Here is a 20,415-nt window from a genome sequence, read left to right on the forward strand (position 1 = left end):
GGGGCGCGTCCATACACGGATTGTGCGTCCGTCGATTTCGCGCACAAACGAGTAAGGGCAGGGCGCGCCAATGCTGGCGCGCCTGGCCAATTGAGATGCTGCCTTGCTCAGAGCTGCGTAGCGAAACTCTCCACCGCCGCGACCACGCGGCGCGCGCCATCCTGAATCTCTTCGATCACTTGGCCCGCCTGGGTGGAAAGTTCCAGACCCAGCTCGGCCTGGCTCTTGCCTCGTCCGATGATGTCCACCGCGCGCTCGGCCAGTTGCTGGTTTTGACCGACCACTGAGGTGATTTCCACTGTCGCGGCGCTGGTGCGCGAGGCGAGTTGACGTACCTCGTCGGCGACTACAGCGAAACCGCGGCCCTGATCGCCGGCCCGCGCGGCTTCGATTGCGGCATTGAGTGCAAGCAGGTTGGTTTGGTCGGCGATACTGCTGATGTTTTTGACAATCGAGCCAATCAGTTGCGACTGCTTGTCCAAGGCCTCGATGCCCTGGGCGGCCTCTTGCATACGCTCGGCCAGTTCGGTCATGGCGTCGAGCATCTGCTGCACCACCGAGGCGCCATTGCGTGCGCTGGCGTCAGTGCCTTTGGAGGTGGCGAAGGCGATATTCGCCGCCTGTGCTACCGCCTCCTCACGCTGTACCTGCTCGGTGATTACCGTGGCGAATTTGACGATTTTATATAGCCGGTCGTGTGCGTCGGTGATTGGGTTGTAGGACGCTTCCAGCCAAACCGCATGGCCGTGGCTGTCGATGCGCTTGAAGCGGTCGACAACGAAGTCGCCCTTGCGCAGCCTCTCCCAAAACTGCTGATAGGCCGGTGAGTTGACCTCGGCGGCATCACAGAACATACGGTGATGCTTACCCTGAATCTGCTGCAGGCTGTAGCCCATGGCATCGAGGAAACGCTTATTGGCGGTAAGCACTTCGCCGTCGAGGCTGAACTCGATCACGGCGGTCGAGCGCTGCAGTGCCTTGATCAGGTTTTCGTGCTCGCGCGAGGTTTCTATGGTGCGGGTCAGATCGCTTGCATACAGCGAGAAGAAGCGAATTTTCCCCGCGCTGTCGTGTACCGGTTGCAGGATCGAGCGCAGCCAGGCTTCCCGGCCATTGCCGCGTACCAGGCGGATGACGCCAGCCAAATGCTCGCCGCGCTGTAGTGCCTGACGTACGCGATGGTGGAAGTCGAGATTGCGCACATGCTCTGGGATCAAATCCAGCAGAGAGCGATTCAGCAAGTTGGCCGCTGTGTAGTGCATTTCATTGAGGAAGTTGGCGTTGACCTCTTCGATGCGGCCTTGTGCATCGAGCCTCAGTTTCAGCATCTCCTCATCCAGGCTGGCGCGTACCTGTTCGACGGAAGAGAGGTCTTCACGCAGTTTTTCCATCTCTTGCTTCAAGCGAGTGTTGAACATATTGGAGTCCGCCAAAAGGAGTGCATATCTATATCTGCTGCCAGTCGCCGAGCTTTAGCTAGGCAGCAAGCGATTTTCAGTCTGTGGCTCCTGCCAGTTGAGGTTGCACATACCGCTGCAGGCGGGCTTGGACTATCATGCGCGACCTTCCCAATACGCAGGTCAGTATGTCCGGTAATGCCCTTTACACCGACCTGTCGGGTTACTACGACCTGATGTGCGCCGATATCGACTACCAGGCCCAGAGCCACTGCGTACAGCGCCTGCAGCAACTGTTCGGCAATGGCGGTTGTCATCATCTGGATCTAGCCTGCGGCACCGGCCCGCACGTACGCCATTTTCTCGATGCTGGTTATAGCAGCAGTGGCTTGGATATCAACCAGCCAATGCTCGACCGTGCCGCTTTACGTTGCCCAGAAGCGCGTTTTTCCTGCCAGGACATGTGCACCTTCCAGATCGAGCAGCCGGTGGATTTGATCACCTGTTTTCTCTACTCGATTCATTACAGCGCCAGCATCGAACGGCTGACCGCCTGCATTGCCAGCGTACATGCCGCGCTGGCCAGTGGTGGTGTGTTTTGTTTTAACGCCGTGGACAAGCAGCGTATCGACAATGCGTCGTTCGTCTCTCATAGCGCCCAGCATGGCGACGGACAATTTCGCTTCAGCTCTGGTTGGTACTACCGGGGTGAGGGCGAGCAGCAGGCACTGCGTTTGCGCATCGAGCGTAGCCAGGCGCAGAAAACCGAGGTATGGCACGACGAGCACCCGATGGTGGCGGTCAGCTTCAGCGAGCTGCAAGCCTTGCTGGCGCCGTACTTCGAGGTGCAGGTGTTGGAGCATGACTACCAGCGGTTACTGCCCTGGGATGGGCAATCGGGCAACGCGTTTTTTGCGTGTACCCGGCGTTGAGCTTCTTGGTGTTGAGATGATTCGGGGCGTTGGAAAGAGGGCGTATGTGTGTTGCGCTGATGATCTAATCGCTCCTGCTTGAGGAGATTCGAATGGCTCATTTTTTCTGAAGCAGAGCATCAATTTCGGCTGAGAGGTTATGCATCTGATTGAGGACCTGTTTAGGCAGGAAATCGGAGGCAACTGAGGGATATCTGCCATCTAAACCATGTCGATCAAGCAGAAGGATTTCCTAATATCGCCGGAGTTTTTTGGTGAAGTTGATGATCGGGCATGATTCTCAAGAACCGCCTGCGCAAGGGCGATTAAAAGCATTTATTCTCATTTGCTAAAACAGCCTTCTTGCTTATCATCGCGCCACTGTCGTCTGGGGAGGCTGGGGTGTGGAGGCGTTGTTGCCATTGACTGATCTGTTGGCTGTGGTCGCCCATCAGTTCCAGGGGCTGTTCGACCTCAACGGGCGTATCGGCCTGTTCTTCATTGGACTTTCCTATGCCGTGGCCTATTGGCTGTATCGCCAGCGTCGCGGGCCAGAGGGCGCCGCTTCGTTCTGGCAGTTCGTGGGCGGGCGTGAGGTCTTGCTGCATCCTTCAGCGTTGCTCGACTACCGTTACTACTTCGTGCGGGCCTTGTTACGCGTGCTGTTGATCGTGCCGGTGATCGGCCTGGTTGACCCTTACGTGTTGCGTTCGGCGGATTACCAGGCCTTCTTCAATAACCTATGGGGTGCAAGGCCGCGTCTGGGGGAAAACCTCGGGCTTAGCCTGCTATACGGTCTGGGCGTATTTTTGATCAACGACTTTGCCAGCTACTGGACGCATCGTGCCTTTCATACGCGTTGGCTGTGGGAATTCCACAAGGTGCACCATGTCGCGCCAGTGCTGGTGCCGCTTACCGCCAGCCGCGTGCACTTCGTGGAAAAACTCGCCGATAGCTTGCTGACTCTGATGTTGCTGGGCGCATACTCTGGAGCGTTCTGGTATGTGTGTGGTGGAGAGGTCAGCCGCTACACGCTGTTTGGGGTCACCTATCTGGTGTTCATCTTCAACTGTTTGGCCGCTAACTTGCGCCACACCCATATCTGGCTGTCGTTCGGGCCGTTGCTGGAGCATGTGCTCAACAGCCCGGCACAACATCAGATCCATCACAGCGATGCCCAGCATCACTTCCACAAAAACTTTGGAACCAACCTGTCGATCTGGGATTGGTTGTTCGGCACGCTCTACACCACTACGCGTACGCCTGAACGTCTGAGCTTCGGCACGGCCGAGCGCGACGCGCATCGCTACCAGAGCTTATATAGCTTGATCGTACTGCCCTTCGTTGACACCGTGCGCAAGCTGTCAGATGGCATCAAGGGGCAAGGATTGCGCCGTAGAATGCAGGGCGCACGGCGTCTGGAGCCGAAGGGTTAGTTCGCATATGAAGGGTTGCCGACATGTTGCATGTCGGCAATTGCAGACCGAGGGTTAGGCGTTTACCGTCACCTGTGGCATCGGCGGCATGGTCACGGTCTGTTCGGCGCTCGGAGCGAGCACTTCGGCTTCGCCATCTACTACTTGCTTGCCGTCCTGGTTGAACACGCGGGTAGCGATGCGAACGCGGTTTTTCGGCAGCTTTTCCAGCACTTCCAGTTTTACGGTCAGGGTGTCGCCGAGTTTCACCGGGCGGGTGAACTTGAGCTGCTGGCCGAGGTAGATGGTGCCTGGGCCGGGCAGGTTGCAGGCGATGGCGGCGCTGATCAGTGCGCCGGTGAACATGCCGTGGGCGATGCGCTCCTTGAACATCGTCTCGGCGGCGAAGGCGGCGTCCAGGTGCACCGGGTTGTTGTCACCGGAGACGGCGGCGAACAGTTGCACGTCGCGTTCTTCTACCTGTTTTTCCAAGCTGGCCTGCTGGCCGACTTCAAGGGCTTCGTAGGGGATGTTGGTTACCTGGGTCATGCATCGCTCCTTTTATCAGTAGGGCAGTGCCGACTATGGCTGAGCACCTGCTCAAGCCAGCCGACCAAATGTTCGCTGACCTCGTCGCGGTTGAGTTCGTTGAACAACTCGTGACGGGCCTCGGGGTAGATCTTCAGTTGCACGTCATGCACGCCGCCAGCGCTCAGGGCGTTGGTCAGATCCTGCAGGCGTTTGCCATCGCTGACCGGGTCACGACTGCCGCCGATTACCAGCAGCGGCAGGTCGGCATCGATTTGCGCGAGGTGCTCAATGGGGGTGATGTGCTGCATGCCGTCGAGCAGGTCGCACCACAGTTGAGTGGTGCAGACGAAACCGCACAGGGGGTCGGTCACGTATTTGTCCACTTCGGCGGCGTCGCGGCTGAGCCAGTCAAAGGGTGTGCGGTTGGGCTTGAAGGCTTTGTTGAAGGCGCCGAAGGAGAGAAAGTCGATGATCTGGCTGCGGCCTAGGGGGCCCAGGCGCCAGCGTTCGAAGCCTGCGATCAGCCGTGCTGCTTTATACAGCCTTAGTGGCTGGTAGTTCGAGCCGCTGAGGATGGCTCCTTGCAGGCTGCAGCTATGCGCCATCAGGTAGGCCATGCCTATGTAGCTGCCCATGCTGTGGCCGAGTAGGAAAATCGGCGTCTGCGGATGCTGCTGGCGGATATGGTGGTTGAGGGTGGCCAGGTCGTCGACCACCTTGTGCCAGCCGTCGTCGTCAGCGTAGTGGCCCAGGGTGCCTTGTTCGGCGCTGCGGCCATGGCCGCGCTGGTCGTGGGCGTAAAGATCAAAACCGGCTGCGATCAGGCTTTCGGCCAGACGCGCATAGCGCAGGCTGTGTTCGGCCATGCCGTGGGCAAGCATAACGATGGCGCGTGCGGGCGTGTCGCCATGCCAATGATTGACATGCAGATGCAGGCCGTCGCGGGTGGCCATTGGGAAGGCGTTGTGGCGCATGGCGAATCCTTGTGCCGGAAACTCGCGGCATTGTGCACCTTGGCCTGTTTTGCGCAAAGGGTTGCACGCTGTGCGGTGTTTTTCCGGTTGCCGTAAAGATCAGTAACGAATCGCCGTATTTGAACCGAGATTCAGGCCATCAATGAGGTGTTCAAGCTATAGGCGGAGTGCCGCTGAACTGCTACTTTCCGGGCAGTCCCGCAATGCGGGCCAGATATTTTCAGGGTTAGAGGACAACAACAATGCAACCTGATTTCTGGAACGATAAACGCGCCCCAGGCGTGCCTAGCGATATCGACCTGGCCAGCTACCAGTCGGTCATCGAGGTGTTCGAGCGTTCGTGCAAGCGTTTCGCTGATCGGCCTGCCTTCAGTAATCTGGGCGTGACGTTGACCTATGCTGAGCTGGATCGCCTTTCTGCAACCTTTGCTGCGTATTTGCAAAAGCACACCGATCTCAAGCCGGGCGAGCGCATCGCCGTGCAGATGCCCAACGTGCTGCAGTACCCGGTGGTGGTTTTCGGTGCTCTGCGCGCCGGGCTGATCGTGGTCAACACCAATCCGTTGTACACCGCCCGTGAAATGAAGCATCAGTTCAAGGATGCCGGTGTGCGTGCATTGGTGTACCTGAATATGTTCGGCAAGTTGGTGCAGGAGGTGCTGCCCGAGACCGAGATCGACTACCTGATCGAGGCGAAAATGGGCGATCTGCTGCCGAGCCTCAAGGGCTGGCTGGTCAATGCGGTGGTGAAGAAGGTCAAGAAGATGGTGCCCGACTACCATCTGCCACAGGCCATCGCCTTCAAGCAGGCGCTCAAGCAGGGCCAGAGCCAGCCGCTTGCGCCGGTCAAGGTTTGTCAGCAGGACGTCGCGGTGCTGCAGTACACCGGCGGCACCACGGGGGTGGCCAAGGGCGCGATGCTCACCCACGGTAACCTGATCGCCAACATGCTGCAGGCCGACGCCTGCCTGTCGCAGCTTGGCGATGATGGTACGCGGTTGATGAAGCTGGGCCAGGAAATCATGATCGCGCCGCTGCCGCTGTACCACATCTATGCCTTTACCGTGTGCTGCATGTGCATGATGGTCAACGGCAACCACAACATACTGATCACCAACCCGCGCGATATTCCTGGCTTCGTCAAGGAGTTGGGCAAGTGGCGCTTTTCCGCGCTGCTCGGGCTCAACACCCTGTTCGTCGCACTGATGGATCACCCCGAGTTCAAGAACCTCGACTTCTCCAACCTCAAGGTCACCAACTCCGGTGGCACGGCGCTGGTCAAAGCCACAGCCGAGCGTTGGCAGGCCATGACCGGCTGCTCGGTGGTCGAGGGCTATGGCCTGACCGAAACGTCTCCAGTCGCCAGCGCCAATGCCTATGGCCATTTGGCGCGCCTGGGAACCGTTGGCATTCCAGTGCCGGGCACCACCTTCAAGGTGATCAATGATGAAGGTGAGGAGCTGCCACTGGGCGAGCGCGGCGAGCTGTGCATCAAAGGCCCGCAGGTGATGAAGGGCTACTGGCAGCGCCCCGAAGCCACCGATGAAGTGCTCGATGCCGAGGGCTGGTTCAAGACCGGTGATATCGCCGTGATCGACCCGGACGGCTACGTGCGTATCGTCGACCGCAAGAAGGACATGATCATCGTCTCTGGCTTCAACGTGTATCCCAACGAGATTGAGGATGTGGTCATGGCGCATCCGAAAGTGGCCAACTGTGCCGCCATCGGTGTGCCGGACGAAAAATCCGGCGAGGTGGTCAAGCTGTTCGTGGTGCCGCGTGACACCGATGTCACCGTGGAAGAGCTCAAGGCCTACTGCAAGGAAAACTTCACCGGCTACAAGGTGCCCAAGCACATCGTCTTCAGAGATGCTCTGCCAATGACGCCTGTGGGCAAGATTCTGCGTCGCGAGCTGCGCGACATCGCCTGACATCCAGCCCCACCTTCTGCCAGGAGGGTGGGGCTGCCCCGCCTTATCGGCCGCAACGGCCAATTGTTGTGATTTGGTAACTGTACGCCCGATCCTTGCGGCGTATCGTCGATACTCGACAGTGCCCCCCGATTCGATTAAATCTAGGCGTCGTCCGCTGTAACTGGCGCGATAGAGGCCTTTAATCGGGCTGTGCGGTGATCAAATGGTTGTGACTGATTGGTTGGTTTTGGTCACTTTTGTTACTGTGCGGTTGGGTTCTGGTGCTGGTTAGCCTCTGGCAAAGCTGCTACTCTCGGCGCGCTTGCGGGCCTTGGGTCAGCGGGAAAGCGAGCTAAATACACAACAAACAACCGCCTTCGCGCGGTGAAGATCAGCTGTAGTTTAGGAGTGGGCTTCCATGACCGAAAATTTCTGGAAGGACAAGTATCCAGTCGGGGTCGCTGCTGAAATCGATCCTGATCAGTACCCGAACATTCTCGCGGTGCTGAAAGAGTCCTGCCAACGCTTCGCCGACAAGCCTGCTTTCAGCAATCTGGGTAAGACGCTCACTTACGGTGAAATTTACGCGCTCTCTGGCGATTTCGCCGCCTACCTGCAGCAACACACCGATCTCAAGCCCGGCGACCGCATCGCCGTGCAACTGCCCAACGTCCTGCAATACCCCGTGGTGGTCTTCGGTGCCTTGCGTGCCGGGCTGATCGTGGTCAACACCAACCCGCTGTACACCGCGCGGGAAATGGAGCACCAGTTCAACGACTCCGGCGCCAAAGCGCTGATCTGCCTGGCCAATATGGCTCACCTGGCGCAGCAGGTTGTGCCCAAGACCGGGGTGAAGACGGTGATCGTCACCGAAGTTGGCGACATGCTGCCGACCTTCAAGCGCCTGCTGGTCAACTTCGTGATCAAGCACGTGAAGAAGATGGTGCCGGCTTACAACCTACCGCAGGCGGTCAGGCTCAAGGATGCACTGGCCAAGGGGCGTGGCCAGCGTGTTAGCGAGGCTAACCCGAGCAACGCGGATGTCGCTGTACTGCAGTACACCGGCGGCACCACCGGCGTGGCCAAGGGCGCCATGCTTACCCACCGCAACCTCGTGGCCAACATGCTGCAGGTCAAGGCGCTGATGGGCGCCAACCTCGATGAAGGTTGCGAGGTGCTAATCGCACCGCTGCCGCTGTATCACATCTATGCCTTCACCTTTCACTGCATGGCGATGATGCTGATTGGCGGCCACAACGTCCTGATTACCAATCCGCGCGACCTGCCAGCGATGGTCAAGGATCTGACCAAATACCGCTTCACCGGCTTTGCTGGCCTCAACACGCTCTTTGTGGCGCTGTGCAACAACGAAGACTTCCGCAAGCTGGATTTCTCTCGGCTGAAACTCACCGTCTCCGGCGGCATGGCCCTGCAATTGGCCACTGCCGAGCGCTGGAAGGACGTCACAGGTTGTGCCATTTGCGAAGGCTTCGGCATGACCGAAACCAGCCCGGTGGCCACGGTCAATCCATTCAATGCCATCCAGCTTGGCACCATCGGCATTCCGGTGCCTTCGACCCTGTGCCGCATCATCAACGATGACGGCCAGGAACTGGCTATCGGCGAGATCGGTGAGCTATGCGTGAAAGGCCCGCAGGTGATGAAGGGCTACTGGAAGCGTCAGGATGCTACCGACGAAATCCTCGACGTTGATGGCTGGCTGAAAACCGGCGATATCGGCCTGATCCAGGAAGATGGCTACCTGCGTATCGTCGACCGCAAGAAGGACATGATTCTGGTATCCGGTTTCAACGTCTACCCGAATGAACTGGAAGACGTGCTGGCGACTCTGCCGGGTGTGCTGCAGTGCGCCGCCATCGGTGTGCCGGACGAAAAATCCGGTGAGGCGATTAAGGTCTTCGTGGTGGTCAAACCCGGCGAAAGTCTGACCAAAGAGCAGGTGATGGAGCACATGCGCGCCAACCTCACCGGCTACAAGGTGCCCAAGGCCGTCGAGTTCCGTGATGTGCTGCCGACCACCAACGTCGGCAAGATCCTACGCCGCGAACTGCGCGACGAAGAGCTGAAGAAACTGGGCAAGAAGTGATTCGAGCCTGCTGAAACGAAAACCCGCTACGGCGGGTTTTTTGTTGCCTGGCGATCTGGACGGTAGGTCGTATTTGGCTTTGGCTTCCTGCATCCATGCCGTTGTCGCGAAGCGGTGCGCTGTCTGGGTTTCGCTGGCTCGTTGGGGAGCCTGGCATGGCCTGGCGGGCTACTCGCTGGCGCTCGTGAGGCCGCTCTACGCGCTGGGTTCGGTGGGCCGTGTATGGAAGCGTCCGCTGCCCGGCTTGAACTGTGTTGCCATGGCCATCAGTGCCAGGGTGGCCACGGCCATCGCCAGCCAGCTCAGGCGCAGGTCGGCGGTGTACTGGCGCAGCAGGCCAGCCAGCAATGGCGCCGTAGCGGCGATCAGGTAGCCGCCGCCCTGCACGAAGGCCAGCAGGTCGCTGGTCTGGCGCGGATCGTCCCGATGATCCTGGGCCACCACCAGCGACAGCGGGAACAGTGCGCCGATGCCGATGCCCAGCAGAATGCAGATCGGCACCACCAGTTGCAGCGGTGCGAAGATCAGGCCGAGCAGGCCAGCCAGCAGCGATAGCAGTACCATCGCCAGCAACACACGCCGATCCGGGTAGCGTGGCAGCAGGCTCGATGCCAGCAGGCCTGCGACCACTTCGCATAGCGTCAATGTCGCCAGCAGCAAACCGCTTGCCTGCGCGCTCCAGCCCAGCGCGGTGTAGTAGGGCGGCAACCAGGCCAGCACCAGCGTGTAGCCGGCGGTACCGACACCGAAGAAGCTCATCAGCAGCCAGGCTCTGGGTGAACGCCAGACGTTCAACTGAGGCGCAATGGCCGATGCCGCCAGCGCTTGCTCGGGGGTAGCGCGTTGCCATAGCGCGGCGGCCAGCAGGGCCGGCAGCGTCCAGCTCGCCAGTGCCCATGACCAGCCTACCGATTGCGCCAGCCAGGGCGTCAGCGCGGCGCCGAAGGCTGCGCCACCCATGATCGCGCAACTGTAGAAGCCGATCAGGCGCCCGCTGTCAGCAGCAAAGCGTGACTTGATCAGGCCAGGCAGTAGTGCCTGGATGAAGGCGATCCCGGCACCGGCCAGCAAGGCCGTCGTGATCAAGGTGGTGGCGTCGGGCCGTACGCCACGCAGCAGGCAGGCGACGGCGATCAGCAGCACGCCGAGCAGTATCCCGTTGCCTTCTCCCAGGCGTTCGCGCAATACCGCGGCGGTCAGGGCGCCGAGCCCCATGATTACCACTGGCAGGCTGGTCAGCAGGCTGGCGCCGATATGATCCAGGCCTGTATCGAGCTGGATGCGGTCGAGCAGCGGGCCGATGGCCGCCAGTACCGGACGCAGGTTCAGACCAAGCAGAACGATGGCGAGCAGTAGCAGGCTCTGACGCCTCATACCTGAGCCTCCTTCGCGTTGCGCCAGGCTACTAGCAGCACGCCGCTGACGATGCACAACGCTGCCAGCAGCATGCTCAGGCTGCCTTCTTCGCCGAACAGGCCGGTAGCCATTGCCGCCCCGATGATTGCCGCCACCGAGCCGATCTGGCTGAGATAAACCGTACCGGCCAGGTTCTGCAGGATGAAAAACAGGGCGTAGGTCGCGGCGAATAGCAGTATCTGGACGAGCAACAAGGCAATGGTCGAAATATGCTTCAGGTTTGGTGTGAGGTCGACGCCCAATGCAGTTGTGGCGCTCAGTAATACGGCGCCGCCCAGCAACATGCCAGGCGCCAGCGACAGGGGCGTGGCGCCGCTCGGCCAGTAACGGGCGCGATAGATGTTGCCCAGCGCCAGAAACACCGGCACGCAGAGCGCCGCTATTACCCAGAGCGCTGGACTACTGCCACCGTACAGCTTGCCCAGTGCCAGGATCAGGCTGCCGGCGAGGCCCACACAGATACCCAGCAGGCGGATGCGGCTCAGCCCCTCCATGCGTAGCGCCAGGGCCAACAGGTAGGTGAACAAGGGCGGGAAGGCCAGGCACATCGAGGCGAAGCCCGCGCCGACATGGCTGATGGAGCTGAACAACAGAGCGTTCGGCACCGCGATGCTGAGCAAGCCGGACGCCAGGTAGTAGCGCTGTGCCGACAGGCTCATGCCGGGCCGCTCACCGCGCCACCAGGCGAACAGCAACAGCAGCACACCGCCACCGAGCAGACTCCACAGCAGATAAGCCATCGGCTGCCAGCCGGCGCTGCCGGCCAGTTTGACCAGATTGCTGGTCAGCCCCATCAGCGTGCCGATCACCAGCAGCAATGAGAGGGCCAGAAGAGGGCGAAAATTGGAGCCTGGCATGCGGATGCCTCCTTGGCATGAATACGTTACGATGGCGACATTCTTTTTGAAAAGTATCTTGATGGCAAGATATATCGAGGGCGACATGCAAGACCGTGCACAACTGGCTGCCGAGCAGTGGCAGCAGCAGCGACCTGATCTCGATGGTTTCGTCATGGCGATCATGGGGCGGTTGGGGGAGTTGAGTCAGGTGATTAGCCGCGATCACCTGCTGCCATTTTTCGCTGAACATGGGCTGCAAGCTGGTGAGTTCGACCTGCTTGCAACGCTGCGCCGTAGCGGTGAGCCCTATGCACTGATGCCGACGGCCTTGTACGAGAGCGCGATGATTTCCTCGGGCGGCATGACCAGCCGTATCGACAGATTGGAACGGGCTGGGCTGATCGAACGGCGCAAGCATCCCAGTGACCGCCGTGGCGTCTTGGTGGCATTGACGCCTGCCGGCTTCGAACTGATCGATGGCATGCTCAAGGCTCATGTGGCCAACCTGCAGCGCGTGCTTGCAGGGTTGAGCCGTGATGAACAGCGGATGCTGCATGCGCTAAATGGCAAGTTGCTTGAAGGGTTGAGTCTGCGTGCTGATGAGTCTTCATCAGCACCTCGCTAATGCGCCTCACGCTATCTGTGCTGAAGTTGTGCCTGCATGGCGCACGGGGCTGTGCGCAGATTTTTTTTCGGCCTGTGCGCTGTCGTGATGATCTGCGTTTACACTGCGCCTTTACGACGCTTTCTGTCGCTCTGACGAAAACCCGTGAAAACCTGGGGTTGCGTTGTAAGAAGTTGTCGCATGACGACAAGGTCGACCCCGAATCAATCCCTACAATCCTTGGCATTCCCTGTCGTTTCGGGCGTTTTGGCTGCCCGTTCACGGCTGGTATTTCTCATCAGGAGAGCTTCGATGTCCGTTCAGCACGATGCGGTGCAACGCGCCGACTACGACCAGTTCATGGTTCCCAACTACGCCCCAGCAGCCTTCGTCCCCGTGCGCGGCCTGGGTTCGCGAGTATGGGATCAGAGCGGTCGCGAGCTGATCGACTTCGCCGGCGGTATTGCCGTCAACGTGCTTGGCCACTGCCACCCGGCGCTGGTCGCAGCGCTGACCGAGCAGGCCAATACCCTGTGGCACATCTCCAACGTGTTCACCAACGAGCCGACCCTGCGCCTGGGCAAGAAGCTGGTCGAGGCGACCTTCGCCGAGCGCGTGTTCTTCTGCAACTCTGGCGCCGAGGCCAATGAGGCCGCGTTCAAGCTGGCCCGGCGTGTCGCCCATGACCGCTTCGGCGCGGAAAAGCACGAGATCATCGCTGCCACCAACAGCTTCCACGGCCGCACCCTGTTCACCGTCAGCGTGGGCGGTCAGCCCAAGTATTCCGATGGTTTCGGGCCGAAGATCCAGGGCATCACCCATGTGCCTTATAACGACCTGGAGGCACTGAAAGCGGCCATCAGCGACAAGACCTGCGCCGTGGTGCTGGAGCCCATTCAGGGCGAAGGCGGTGTCTTGCCGGCTGACAAAGCCTATCTGGAAGGCGCGCGTGCACTGTGTGATGCACACAATGCGCTGCTGGTGTTCGATGAAGTGCAGAGTGGCATGGGCCGTAGTGGCGAGCTGTTCGCCTACATGCACTACGGCGTGGTGCCGGACATCCTCTCCAGCGCCAAGAGTCTGGGCGGCGGCTTCCCGATTGCGGCGATGCTCACTACCACCGAGCTGGCCAAGCATTTCTCCCCTGGCACTCACGGCACCACTTACGGCGGCAACCCGCTGGCCTGTGCGGTCGGTGAGGCGGTGCTGGATATCGTCAACACTGCCGAGACGCTCAATGGTGTGAAGGCCAAGAGCGAGCAGTTCAAGAACCGTCTGCAGGCGCTGGGCGAGCAGTACGGTCTGTTCGAACAGGTGCGTGGCATGGGTCTGCTGCTCGGCTGCGTACTCAATGACAAGTGGAAAGGCCAGGCCAAGCAGGTGCTCGACGCCGCGTCTGCCGAAGACCTGCTGGTGCTGCAAGCCGGCCCGGATGTAGTGCGTTTCGCGCCGAGCCTGGTGGTCTCCGATGCGGACATCGAAGAGGGTTTGCAGCGCTTCGAGCGTGCGCTGAGCAAACTGACAGCGGCCTGAGTCCTTGTTGATGACCTGCTGTGGGAGGGGCTTTAGCCGCGACAGTCGCTGCTCAAAGTGCCTTCCACGCGGGTTAAAGATCTCGCAACTTCCGTGTTTAGAAGGAGTGCTTCCATGCTGGTGATGCGTCCCGCGCAAATGGCAGATTTGGCCGATGTGCAGCGCCTGGCAGCGGACAGCCCGGTGGGCGTCACCTCGCTGCCCGATGATGCCGGTCGGCTGGGTGACAAGATCGGCGCGTCGGAGTCGTCCTTCTCCGCGGAGGTCAGCTTCAATGGCGAGGAGACCTACTTCTTCGTTCTTGAGGATACCGTCAGTGGGCGCCTGGTCGGTTGCTCCGGCATCGTCGCCTCGGCTGGGTATTCCGAGCCGTTTTACAGCTTTCGCAACGAAACCTTCGTGCACCATTCGCGTGAGCTGAAGATCCATAACAAGATCCATGTGCTCTCGCTGTGCCATGACCTGACGGGTAACAGCCTGCTGACCAGCTTTTATGTCGAGCGCCCATTGGTGGCGACGGTTTTTGCCGAGCTCAATTCCCGTGGTCGTCTGTTGTTCATGGCCGCTCACCCCGAGCGTTTCGCCGATGCAGTGGTGGTGGAGATCGTCGGTCACAGTGATGAGCACGGTGATTCGCCTTTCTGGGATGCTGTGGGGCGCAACTTCTTCGACATGAGTTACGCCGAGGCCGAGCGGTTGTGCGGGCTCAAGAGCCGCACCTTTCTGGCCGAGCTGATGCCCAATTACCCCATCTACGTGCCGCTGCTGACGGATGAGGCCCAGGAGGCCATGGGGCAAGTGCATCCGCGTGCGCAAATCACGTTCGACATCCTCATGCGCGAGGGCTTCGAGACTGACCACTACATCGATATCTTCGATGGCGGCCCGACGCTGCATGCGCGCACCTCGGGCATCCGCTCGATTGCCCAGAGTCGGCTGGTGCCGGTACGCCTCGGTGAGGGCGAGCAGGGCGGTCGTCAGTATTTGGTGAGCAGTGGCCAGTTGCAGGACTTTCGCGCCATCGTCGTGGAGTTGGACTGGGTGCCGGGCAAGCCTGTGACTCTGAGCAGCGAGGCTGCCGAGGTACTGAGTGTGGGCGAGGGCGGCAGCGTGCGTCTGGTGGCGGTTTGAATCGAAGCGTCAAGCTACAAGTCTCAAGCGGCGAGCCAGCCTGGCTGCCGACTTGGGGCTTGCTGCTTGACGCTAATAGTTGATCCGGAGGATCCAATGATTGTTCGTCCCGTGCGCAGTGCGGATTTGTCGGCCCTGATCGAGCTGGCGCGCAGTACCGGCGCCGGCTTGACCACCTTGCCGGCCAATGAGGCACGCCTGGCGCAGCGTGTCGGCTGTGCGGAGAAGACATTTCGCGGTGAAGTCGAGCGCGCCGATGCCGACTACCTGTTCGTGCTGGAGGACGATGACGGCCGAGTGCTTGGCATCTCTGCCGTGGCAGGGGCGGTTGGTCTGCGCGAGCCCTGGTACAACTACCGGGTCGGCCTGACCGTCACCGCTTCGCAGGAGTTGGATATTCACCGGCAGATTCCGACCCTGTTCATGGCCAACGATCTGACTGGTAATTCCGAGCTGTGCTCACTGTTTCTGCACGCCGATCATCGCACTGGGTTCAATGGGCGCCTGCTCTCCAAAGCGCGTTTTTTGTTCATTGCCGAGTTCCGCGAGCTGTTCGGCAGCAAGGTGATTGCCGAGATGCGTGGCATGTCCGACGAGCGCGGTCGTTCGCCATTCTGGGAAAGCCTCGGGCGGCACTTCTTCAAGATGGAGTTTTCTCAGGCCGATTACCTGACTGGGGTTGGTAACAAGGCTTTTATTGCTGAGTTGATGCCCAAGTTTCCGCTCTACACCTGCTTTCTCTCTGAAGATGCGCGTACGGTGATTGGGCGTGTGCACCCGGATACCGAGCCTGCGCTGACCATGCTCAAGGCCGAGGGCTTCAGCTATCAGGGCTATGTCGATATCTTCGATGCCGGGCCGGCCATCGAGGCGGAAACTGCAAAGATTCGCGCGGTGCGCGACAGCCAGCAACTGGTGTTGGCCATCGGCACGCCCGGCGACGATGCCGTGCCCTATCTGGTGCACAACCGCAAGCGTTATGACTGCCGCATTACTGCCGCGCCGGCGCGCGTGGCGGCCGGGACCTTGGTGGTGGCGCCGCAGACGGCCAAACGCCTGCGCCTGTCCGCCGGTGACGTGGTGCGTGCCGTGCCGCTGGCTGCCGGTAGCTGACAAATCTGTACCGGGCCGGTCAGCCTGCCGGTCGTGAAACAGGCTGTTGAAAAACGTAGGCGAGGCAGGCAAGACAAGGCAAAAACAGCCAAAAAAGCGGAGTTTACGTGCTGTAAATGAGCATTTTGAGGCTGTTTTTAACGCAGTATTGCCAACGCAGGTAGTTTTTCAAAAGCCTGGTAATGCGTGGAGTGAAAAATACAATGAGCACTCACTATATCGCTGGCCAATGGTTGGCAGGCCTTGGCGAGCCGTTGCAATCGCTCGATCCAGTCAGCCAGGTATTGGTTTGGGAAGGGCGCGGTGCTGATGCCGCACAGATCGATGCTGCCGTAACGGCTGCACGTCAGGCGTTTCCCGCCTGGGCCGGGCAGTCTTTGGAGGCGCGCATTGCAGTGCTTGAGCGCTTTGCCGTGCATCTGCGCGACCACGCCGAGCAACTGGCGCAGGTCATTGGCGAGGAAACTGGCAAGCCGCTGTGGGAAGCGGCTACCGAAGTGACCAGCATGGTGGGCAAGGTCGCTATCTCCATCCAGAGCTATCGTGAACGCAGTGGTGAGAAGCGCGGCCAGGTCGTGGATGCCAGTAGCGTGCTGCGGCACAAACCGCATGGTGTCGTGGCCGTGTTCGGCCCCTACAACTTCCCCGGTCACTTGCCCAACGGCCATATCGTGCCGGCCTTGCTGGCGGGTAACTGTGTGCTGTTCAAACCCAGCGAGCTGACGCCCAAGGTAGCCGAGCTGACGGTCAAATGCTGGATCGAGGCCGGGCTGCCCGCAGGCGTACTCAACCTGCTGCAAGGTGGGCGTGAAACGGGTGTCGCCCTGGCTGCTCATCCTGCTATCGATGGACTGTTCTTTACCGGCTCCAGTCGCACCGGCAATCTGCTGCATACGCAGTTCGCTGGCCGTCCGGAAAAAATCCTGGCGCTGGAGATGGGCGGCAATAACCCGCTGATCGTAGATCAGGTCGCTGATGTCGATGCTGCGCTCTACACCATCATCCAGTCCGCTTTCATTAGCGCCGGTCAGCGCTGCACCTGTGCGCGGCGTTTGTTGCTGCCGCAAGGCGCCTGGGGTGACGCTCTGCTGGCGCGCCTGGTGGAGGTCGTCGGGCGGATCAAAGTGGGGCGTTATGACGCGCAGCCTGCGCCGTTCATGGGCTCGGTGATTTCTCTGCAAGCCGCCAGGCAACTGCTGCAAACGCAGGATGAACTGCTGGCCAGAGGCGCTACGGCGTTGCTGGCGATGACCCAGCCGCAGGCCAATGCCGCACTGCTCACGCCCGGCATCCTTGATGTCACGGCCGTGAGCGCGCGTCCTGACGAAGAGTTCTTCGGCCCGTTGCTGCAGGTACTTCGTTACGACAGTTTCGAGTCCGCCATTGCCGAAGCCAATGCCACGGCCTATGGACTGGCCGCCGGCCTGTTGTCCGATTCGCGGGCACACTATGAGCAGTTTTGGCTGCATAGCCGTGCCGGCATCGTCAACTGGAACAAACCACTCACTGGGGCTGCCAGCAGTGCACCGTTCGGTGGCGTCGGCGCCTCGGGTAATCATCGTGCCAGCGCCTATTACGCGGCTGATTATTGCGCGTACCCGGTGGCCTCGCTGGAGAGCGAGCGCTTGGCCTTGCCCGCAAATCTGGCGCCGGGGGTGACGCTTTGATGCCAGCGTATGAAATGAATTTCGACGGACTGGTCGGCCCGACGCACAACTACGGCGGGTTGTCCTACGGCAACGTGGCCTCGCAGAGCAACAGCAACGCTGTGTCGAATCCACAGGAGGCCGCCAAGCAGGGCCTGGCAAAGATGAAGGCGCTGATGGACATGGGCTTCAAGCAGGGCGTGCTGGCCCCACAGGAGCGCCCGGATGTCGCTGCACTGCGCCGCCTGGGCTTTACCGGTAGCGATGTCGAAGTGATCCAGCGCGCCGCACGTGAAGCCATGCCGCTATTGGTTGCAAGCTGTTCGGCGTCGAGCATGTGGACGGCCAACGCCTGCACCGTCAGCCCCAGCGCCGATACAGCAGACGGGCGCGTGCATTTCACCGCCGCCAACCTCAACTGCAAGTTCCACCGTAGCATCGAGCACCCGACCACCAGTCGCGTGCTGCAAGCGATGTTTGCCAGCGACGCTCACTTCGCTCATCACCCGGCATTGCCAGCCGTGGCGCAGTTCGGTGATGAGGGTGCAGCCAACCACACGCGCTTTTGCAAGGGCTATGGCGATGCCGGTGTGGAATTCTTCGTCTATGGGCGCAGTGCCTTCGACAGTCGCTACCCGGAACCGATGCGTTACCCGGCACGGCAGACACTGGAGGCTAGCCAGGCGGTGGCTCGCCTGCATGGGCTAAGCGAGGCGGGTGTGGTCTACGCCCAGCAGAATCCGGCAGTTATCGATCAGGGCGTGTTCCATAACGATGTCATCGCTGTGGGTAATGGCGAGGTGCTGTTTCATCATCAGGACGCCTTTCTTGAGGCGGACAAGGTGCTGGCTGAGCTGCGTGAGAAGCTGGCGCGATGCGGTGGGCATTTTCAGGCCGTCTGTGTGCCGAGTTCTGCGGTGAGCGTGCAGGATGCGGTGAAATCCTATCTGTTCAACAGCCAACTGCTGACCCGCGCCGATGGCCGTATGCTGCTGGTGGTGCCGGATGAGTGCAAAGGCAACCCGCGTGTTTGGCGTTATTTGCAGCAGCTTACGGCCAGCGGCGGGCCGATTGCCGAGGTGCGCGTGTTCGACCTCAAGCAAAGTATGCAAAACGGTGGTGGCCCGGCATGCCTGCGTTTACGTGTGGCACTCAATGAACGGGAGCTGGCCGCCGTGAATCCGGGCGTGGTGATGAGTCATGAACTGCACGACACTTTGGTGGCCTGGGTCGACAAGCACTACCGCGATCGCCTGAGCGAAGCCGACCTGGCTGACCCGCAGCTACTGAGCGAATGCCGCACGGCATTGGATGAACTGACGCAGATCCTTAAACTGGGTTCGGTCTATCCTTTTCAATTGAACTGACCCCTATCTCGGAGATTTTATGAGCGACGCTCTGCAACTGGTACTTGAAGACACTGACGGCACCCAACTGGAAACATCCTGCACCCGTTTCGCCGTGGTCTGGCAGGGCAAGGAAGTGTGGATTCAGGCCGTTGGTGATCAACTGTTGATCGGCGTCGACGTGGAGGAGGGCGACACCGAGTACGCCAACCTGCTGCTGCGTCCGCAGGCCACCAACCTGGTCAGTCTGCAACTGGAGATGGAGCCGGTTGGCGCAGATGACGACGATCACGTGCATGGCCCGGACTGCAATCACTGATCGAATCCTGTAGGGTGGGCCGGGCGGCGCTCCGCTTCAGCCCAGCACGGCTGGCCGCTGTTAGTGGGCTTCAGCCCTCCCTGCTCGCTCCACCAACATGCTGCGAACCAAGGAGCCGCCATGCTCGCTCTCGGTAAACTGCTTGAACTGACCCTGGCCGGCCATGAGCCGTCGGCGAAGATTCAACTGACGCCTGATGGCACGCGTTTGCGCTGGCTCGACGAGGGCGTGCTGGAGGTGACGCCGCCTGCGGCGCGGGACAATGGGCTCGACCTGTTGCTATCGGCGGGTATCCACGGCAACGAGACCGCGCCAATCGAGTTGCTCGACCGTTTGTTGCGCGGTATCGCGCGCAAGGAATTGCTACCGGCAGCCCGTATTCTCTTTCTGTTTGGCAACCCTGAAGCCATGCGCCGTGGCGAGCGTTATGTCGAGCAGGATCTCAACCGTCTGTTCAGTGGGCGCCATGCCCAGACCAGTGGTTTCGAAGCGATTCGGGCCTGCGATCTGGAGCATCTGGCCGCCACCTTCTTCGGCAAGAACAGTCCGCGTACCCGTCTGCATTACGATCTGCACACCGCCATGCGTGGCTCGAAGATCGAGCAGTTTGCTCTGTACCCGTGGCGCGAGGGGCGCGCGCATTCACGGCGCGAACTGGAGCGTCTGCGTGCCGCAGGCATCGGCGCTGTGTTGTTACAGAACAAGCCCTCTATTACCTTCAGCGCCTATACCTATGCCCAGCTCGGGGCGGAGGCTTTTACCCTGGAACTGGGCAAGGCGCGTGCCTTTGGGCAAAACGAGCCAGCCAATCTGGATCTGATGGAGAACGCCTTGTGCGCGTTGATCGAGGGGCGTGAAGTCATTAGCGGTGAGCCGACGCTCGATGGCATGCAACTGTTCTCGGTGTCGTGTGAGGTCATCAAGCACAGCGACAGCTTCCAGTTGCATGTGCCTGGCGATATCGAAAATTTCACCGAGCTGGAGCCGGGCTATTTGCTCGCCGAGGACATCGCTGGCACCCGCTGGCTGGTGGAAGAGCAGGGTACACGGATCATCTTTCCCAATCCCAAGGTCAAGAACGGCTTACGCGCCGCCATTTTGATCGTCCCCGACGACGGCGCCGGCTTGGTGTAGTTGCTGGTGCGTAACTTACCGTAGGAGTGGTCTCGATCGGTTCTGATCCCTTCACGGGCTAAAACAGATGCAACCCAGCCCCCCTG

The 20,415-nt window shown here is 60.4% G+C and carries 17 protein-coding genes and 1 pseudogene; 12 read left to right on the top strand and 6 right to left on the bottom strand.

Going from position 1 to position 20,415, the window contains the following annotated elements:
• Positions 1–107: 107 nt before the first annotated feature.
• Both AERO9A_RS22900 and AERO9A_RS22905 read right to left on the bottom strand, forming a co-directional pair.
• On the bottom strand, positions 108–545 hold the full coding sequence (locus AERO9A_RS22900) for a methyl-accepting chemotaxis protein (RefSeq protein ID WP_372239700.1): 438 nt from the start codon (positions 543–545) through the stop codon (positions 108–110).
• Between the two features lie 96 nt (positions 546–641).
• Positions 642–1,418: pseudogene (locus AERO9A_RS22905) on the bottom strand (PAS domain-containing protein); the annotation flags it as partial.
• A gap of 167 nt (positions 1,419–1,585) precedes the next feature.
• On the opposite strand from AERO9A_RS22905, the gene AERO9A_RS14815 reads away from it, so the two are divergent.
• A complete protein-coding gene (locus AERO9A_RS14815) occupies positions 1,586–2,329 on the top strand; it encodes a class I SAM-dependent methyltransferase (RefSeq protein WP_159974060.1) in 744 nt (247 codons plus the stop codon).
• Between the two features lie 395 nt (positions 2,330–2,724).
• Positions 2,725–3,744: a sterol desaturase family protein gene (locus AERO9A_RS14820; protein ID WP_256665969.1), complete on the top strand. Its 1,020-nt coding sequence runs from the start codon at positions 2,725–2,727 to the stop codon at positions 3,742–3,744.
• A 54-nt stretch (positions 3,745–3,798) separates the two neighbouring features.
• Here the strand turns inward: AERO9A_RS14820 and AERO9A_RS14825 are convergent, their stop codons facing one another.
• Both AERO9A_RS14825 and AERO9A_RS14830 read right to left on the bottom strand, forming a co-directional pair.
• Positions 3,799–4,272: a MaoC family dehydratase gene (locus tag AERO9A_RS14825; protein ID WP_159972718.1), complete on the bottom strand. Its 474-nt coding sequence runs from the start codon at positions 4,270–4,272 to the stop codon at positions 3,799–3,801.
• Positions 4,269–5,228 carry an alpha/beta hydrolase gene (locus AERO9A_RS14830; RefSeq protein ID WP_159972719.1) on the bottom strand — a complete coding sequence of 320 codons (960 nt, stop codon included), beginning with the start codon at positions 5,226–5,228 and terminating at the stop codon, positions 4,269–4,271. The genes AERO9A_RS14825 and AERO9A_RS14830 overlap by 4 nt, the downstream gene beginning before the upstream one ends.
• Positions 5,229–5,470: 242 nt before the next feature.
• Between AERO9A_RS14830 and fadD2 the strand changes: the two genes are divergently transcribed.
• A complete protein-coding gene (gene fadD2, locus AERO9A_RS14835) occupies positions 5,471–7,159 on the top strand; it encodes a long-chain-fatty-acid--CoA ligase FadD2 (RefSeq protein ID WP_159972720.1) in 1,689 nt (562 codons plus the stop codon).
• Between the two features lie 400 nt (positions 7,160–7,559).
• Complete coding sequence (gene fadD1 / locus AERO9A_RS14840; RefSeq protein ID WP_159972721.1) at positions 7,560–9,248, top strand: long-chain-fatty-acid--CoA ligase FadD1; 1,689 nt, start codon at positions 7,560–7,562, stop codon at positions 9,246–9,248.
• 195 nt (positions 9,249–9,443) lie between these two features.
• Here fadD1 and AERO9A_RS14845 read toward each other — a convergent pair whose 3' ends face one another.
• Both AERO9A_RS14845 and AERO9A_RS14850 read right to left on the bottom strand, forming a co-directional pair.
• Positions 9,444–10,622, bottom strand: a complete 1,179-nt coding sequence (locus AERO9A_RS14845; RefSeq protein WP_159972722.1) for a cyanate transporter — start codon at positions 10,620–10,622, stop codon at positions 9,444–9,446.
• On the bottom strand, positions 10,619–11,521 hold the full coding sequence (locus AERO9A_RS14850; RefSeq protein ID WP_159972723.1) for a DMT family transporter: 903 nt from the start codon (positions 11,519–11,521) through the stop codon (positions 10,619–10,621). The genes AERO9A_RS14845 and AERO9A_RS14850 overlap by 4 nt, the downstream gene beginning before the upstream one ends.
• An 85-nt stretch (positions 11,522–11,606) precedes the next feature.
• On the opposite strand from AERO9A_RS14850, the gene AERO9A_RS14855 reads away from it, so the two are divergent.
• From AERO9A_RS14855 to astE, 8 genes are all read left to right on the top strand, one after another.
• The gene (locus tag AERO9A_RS14855; RefSeq protein ID WP_159972724.1) at positions 11,607–12,128 is read left to right on the top strand and encodes a MarR family winged helix-turn-helix transcriptional regulator; all 522 of its coding nucleotides are present in this window, start codon (positions 11,607–11,609) and stop codon (positions 12,126–12,128) included.
• Positions 12,129–12,419: 291 nt separating this feature from the next.
• Positions 12,420–13,640: an aspartate aminotransferase family protein gene (locus AERO9A_RS14860; RefSeq protein ID WP_159972725.1), complete on the top strand. Its 1,221-nt coding sequence runs from the start codon at positions 12,420–12,422 to the stop codon at positions 13,638–13,640.
• 114 nt (positions 13,641–13,754) lie between these two features.
• Positions 13,755–14,771 carry an arginine/ornithine succinyltransferase subunit alpha gene (aruF, locus tag AERO9A_RS14865; protein ID WP_159972726.1) on the top strand — a complete coding sequence of 339 codons (1,017 nt, stop codon included), beginning with the start codon at positions 13,755–13,757 and terminating at the stop codon, positions 14,769–14,771.
• A gap of 96 nt (positions 14,772–14,867) precedes the next feature.
• Positions 14,868–15,884: an arginine N-succinyltransferase gene (gene astA, locus AERO9A_RS14870; protein WP_159972727.1), complete on the top strand. Its 1,017-nt coding sequence runs from the start codon at positions 14,868–14,870 to the stop codon at positions 15,882–15,884.
• A 203-nt stretch (positions 15,885–16,087) separates the two neighbouring features.
• On the top strand, positions 16,088–17,551 hold the full coding sequence (astD, locus tag AERO9A_RS14875) for a succinylglutamate-semialdehyde dehydrogenase (RefSeq protein ID WP_159972728.1): 1,464 nt from the start codon (positions 16,088–16,090) through the stop codon (positions 17,549–17,551).
• Positions 17,551–18,897, top strand: coding sequence for an N-succinylarginine dihydrolase (astB, locus tag AERO9A_RS14880; RefSeq protein ID WP_159972729.1), 1,347 nt, complete (start codon positions 17,551–17,553; stop codon positions 18,895–18,897). The genes astD and astB overlap by 1 nt, the downstream gene beginning before the upstream one ends.
• Positions 18,898–18,916: 19 nt before the next feature.
• On the top strand, positions 18,917–19,195 hold the full coding sequence (locus AERO9A_RS14885; protein ID WP_159972730.1) for a topoisomerase II: 279 nt from the start codon (positions 18,917–18,919) through the stop codon (positions 19,193–19,195).
• Positions 19,196–19,315: 120 nt separating this feature from the next.
• Positions 19,316–20,329: a succinylglutamate desuccinylase gene (gene astE, locus AERO9A_RS14890; protein WP_159972731.1), complete on the top strand. Its 1,014-nt coding sequence runs from the start codon at positions 19,316–19,318 to the stop codon at positions 20,327–20,329.
• Positions 20,330–20,415: the final 86 nt, after the last annotated feature.

The organism is Pseudomonas sp. 8Z, from assembly GCF_902506535.1.
In the GTDB taxonomy this organism is placed as follows: Bacteria; Pseudomonadota; Gammaproteobacteria; order Pseudomonadales; family Pseudomonadaceae; genus Aquipseudomonas.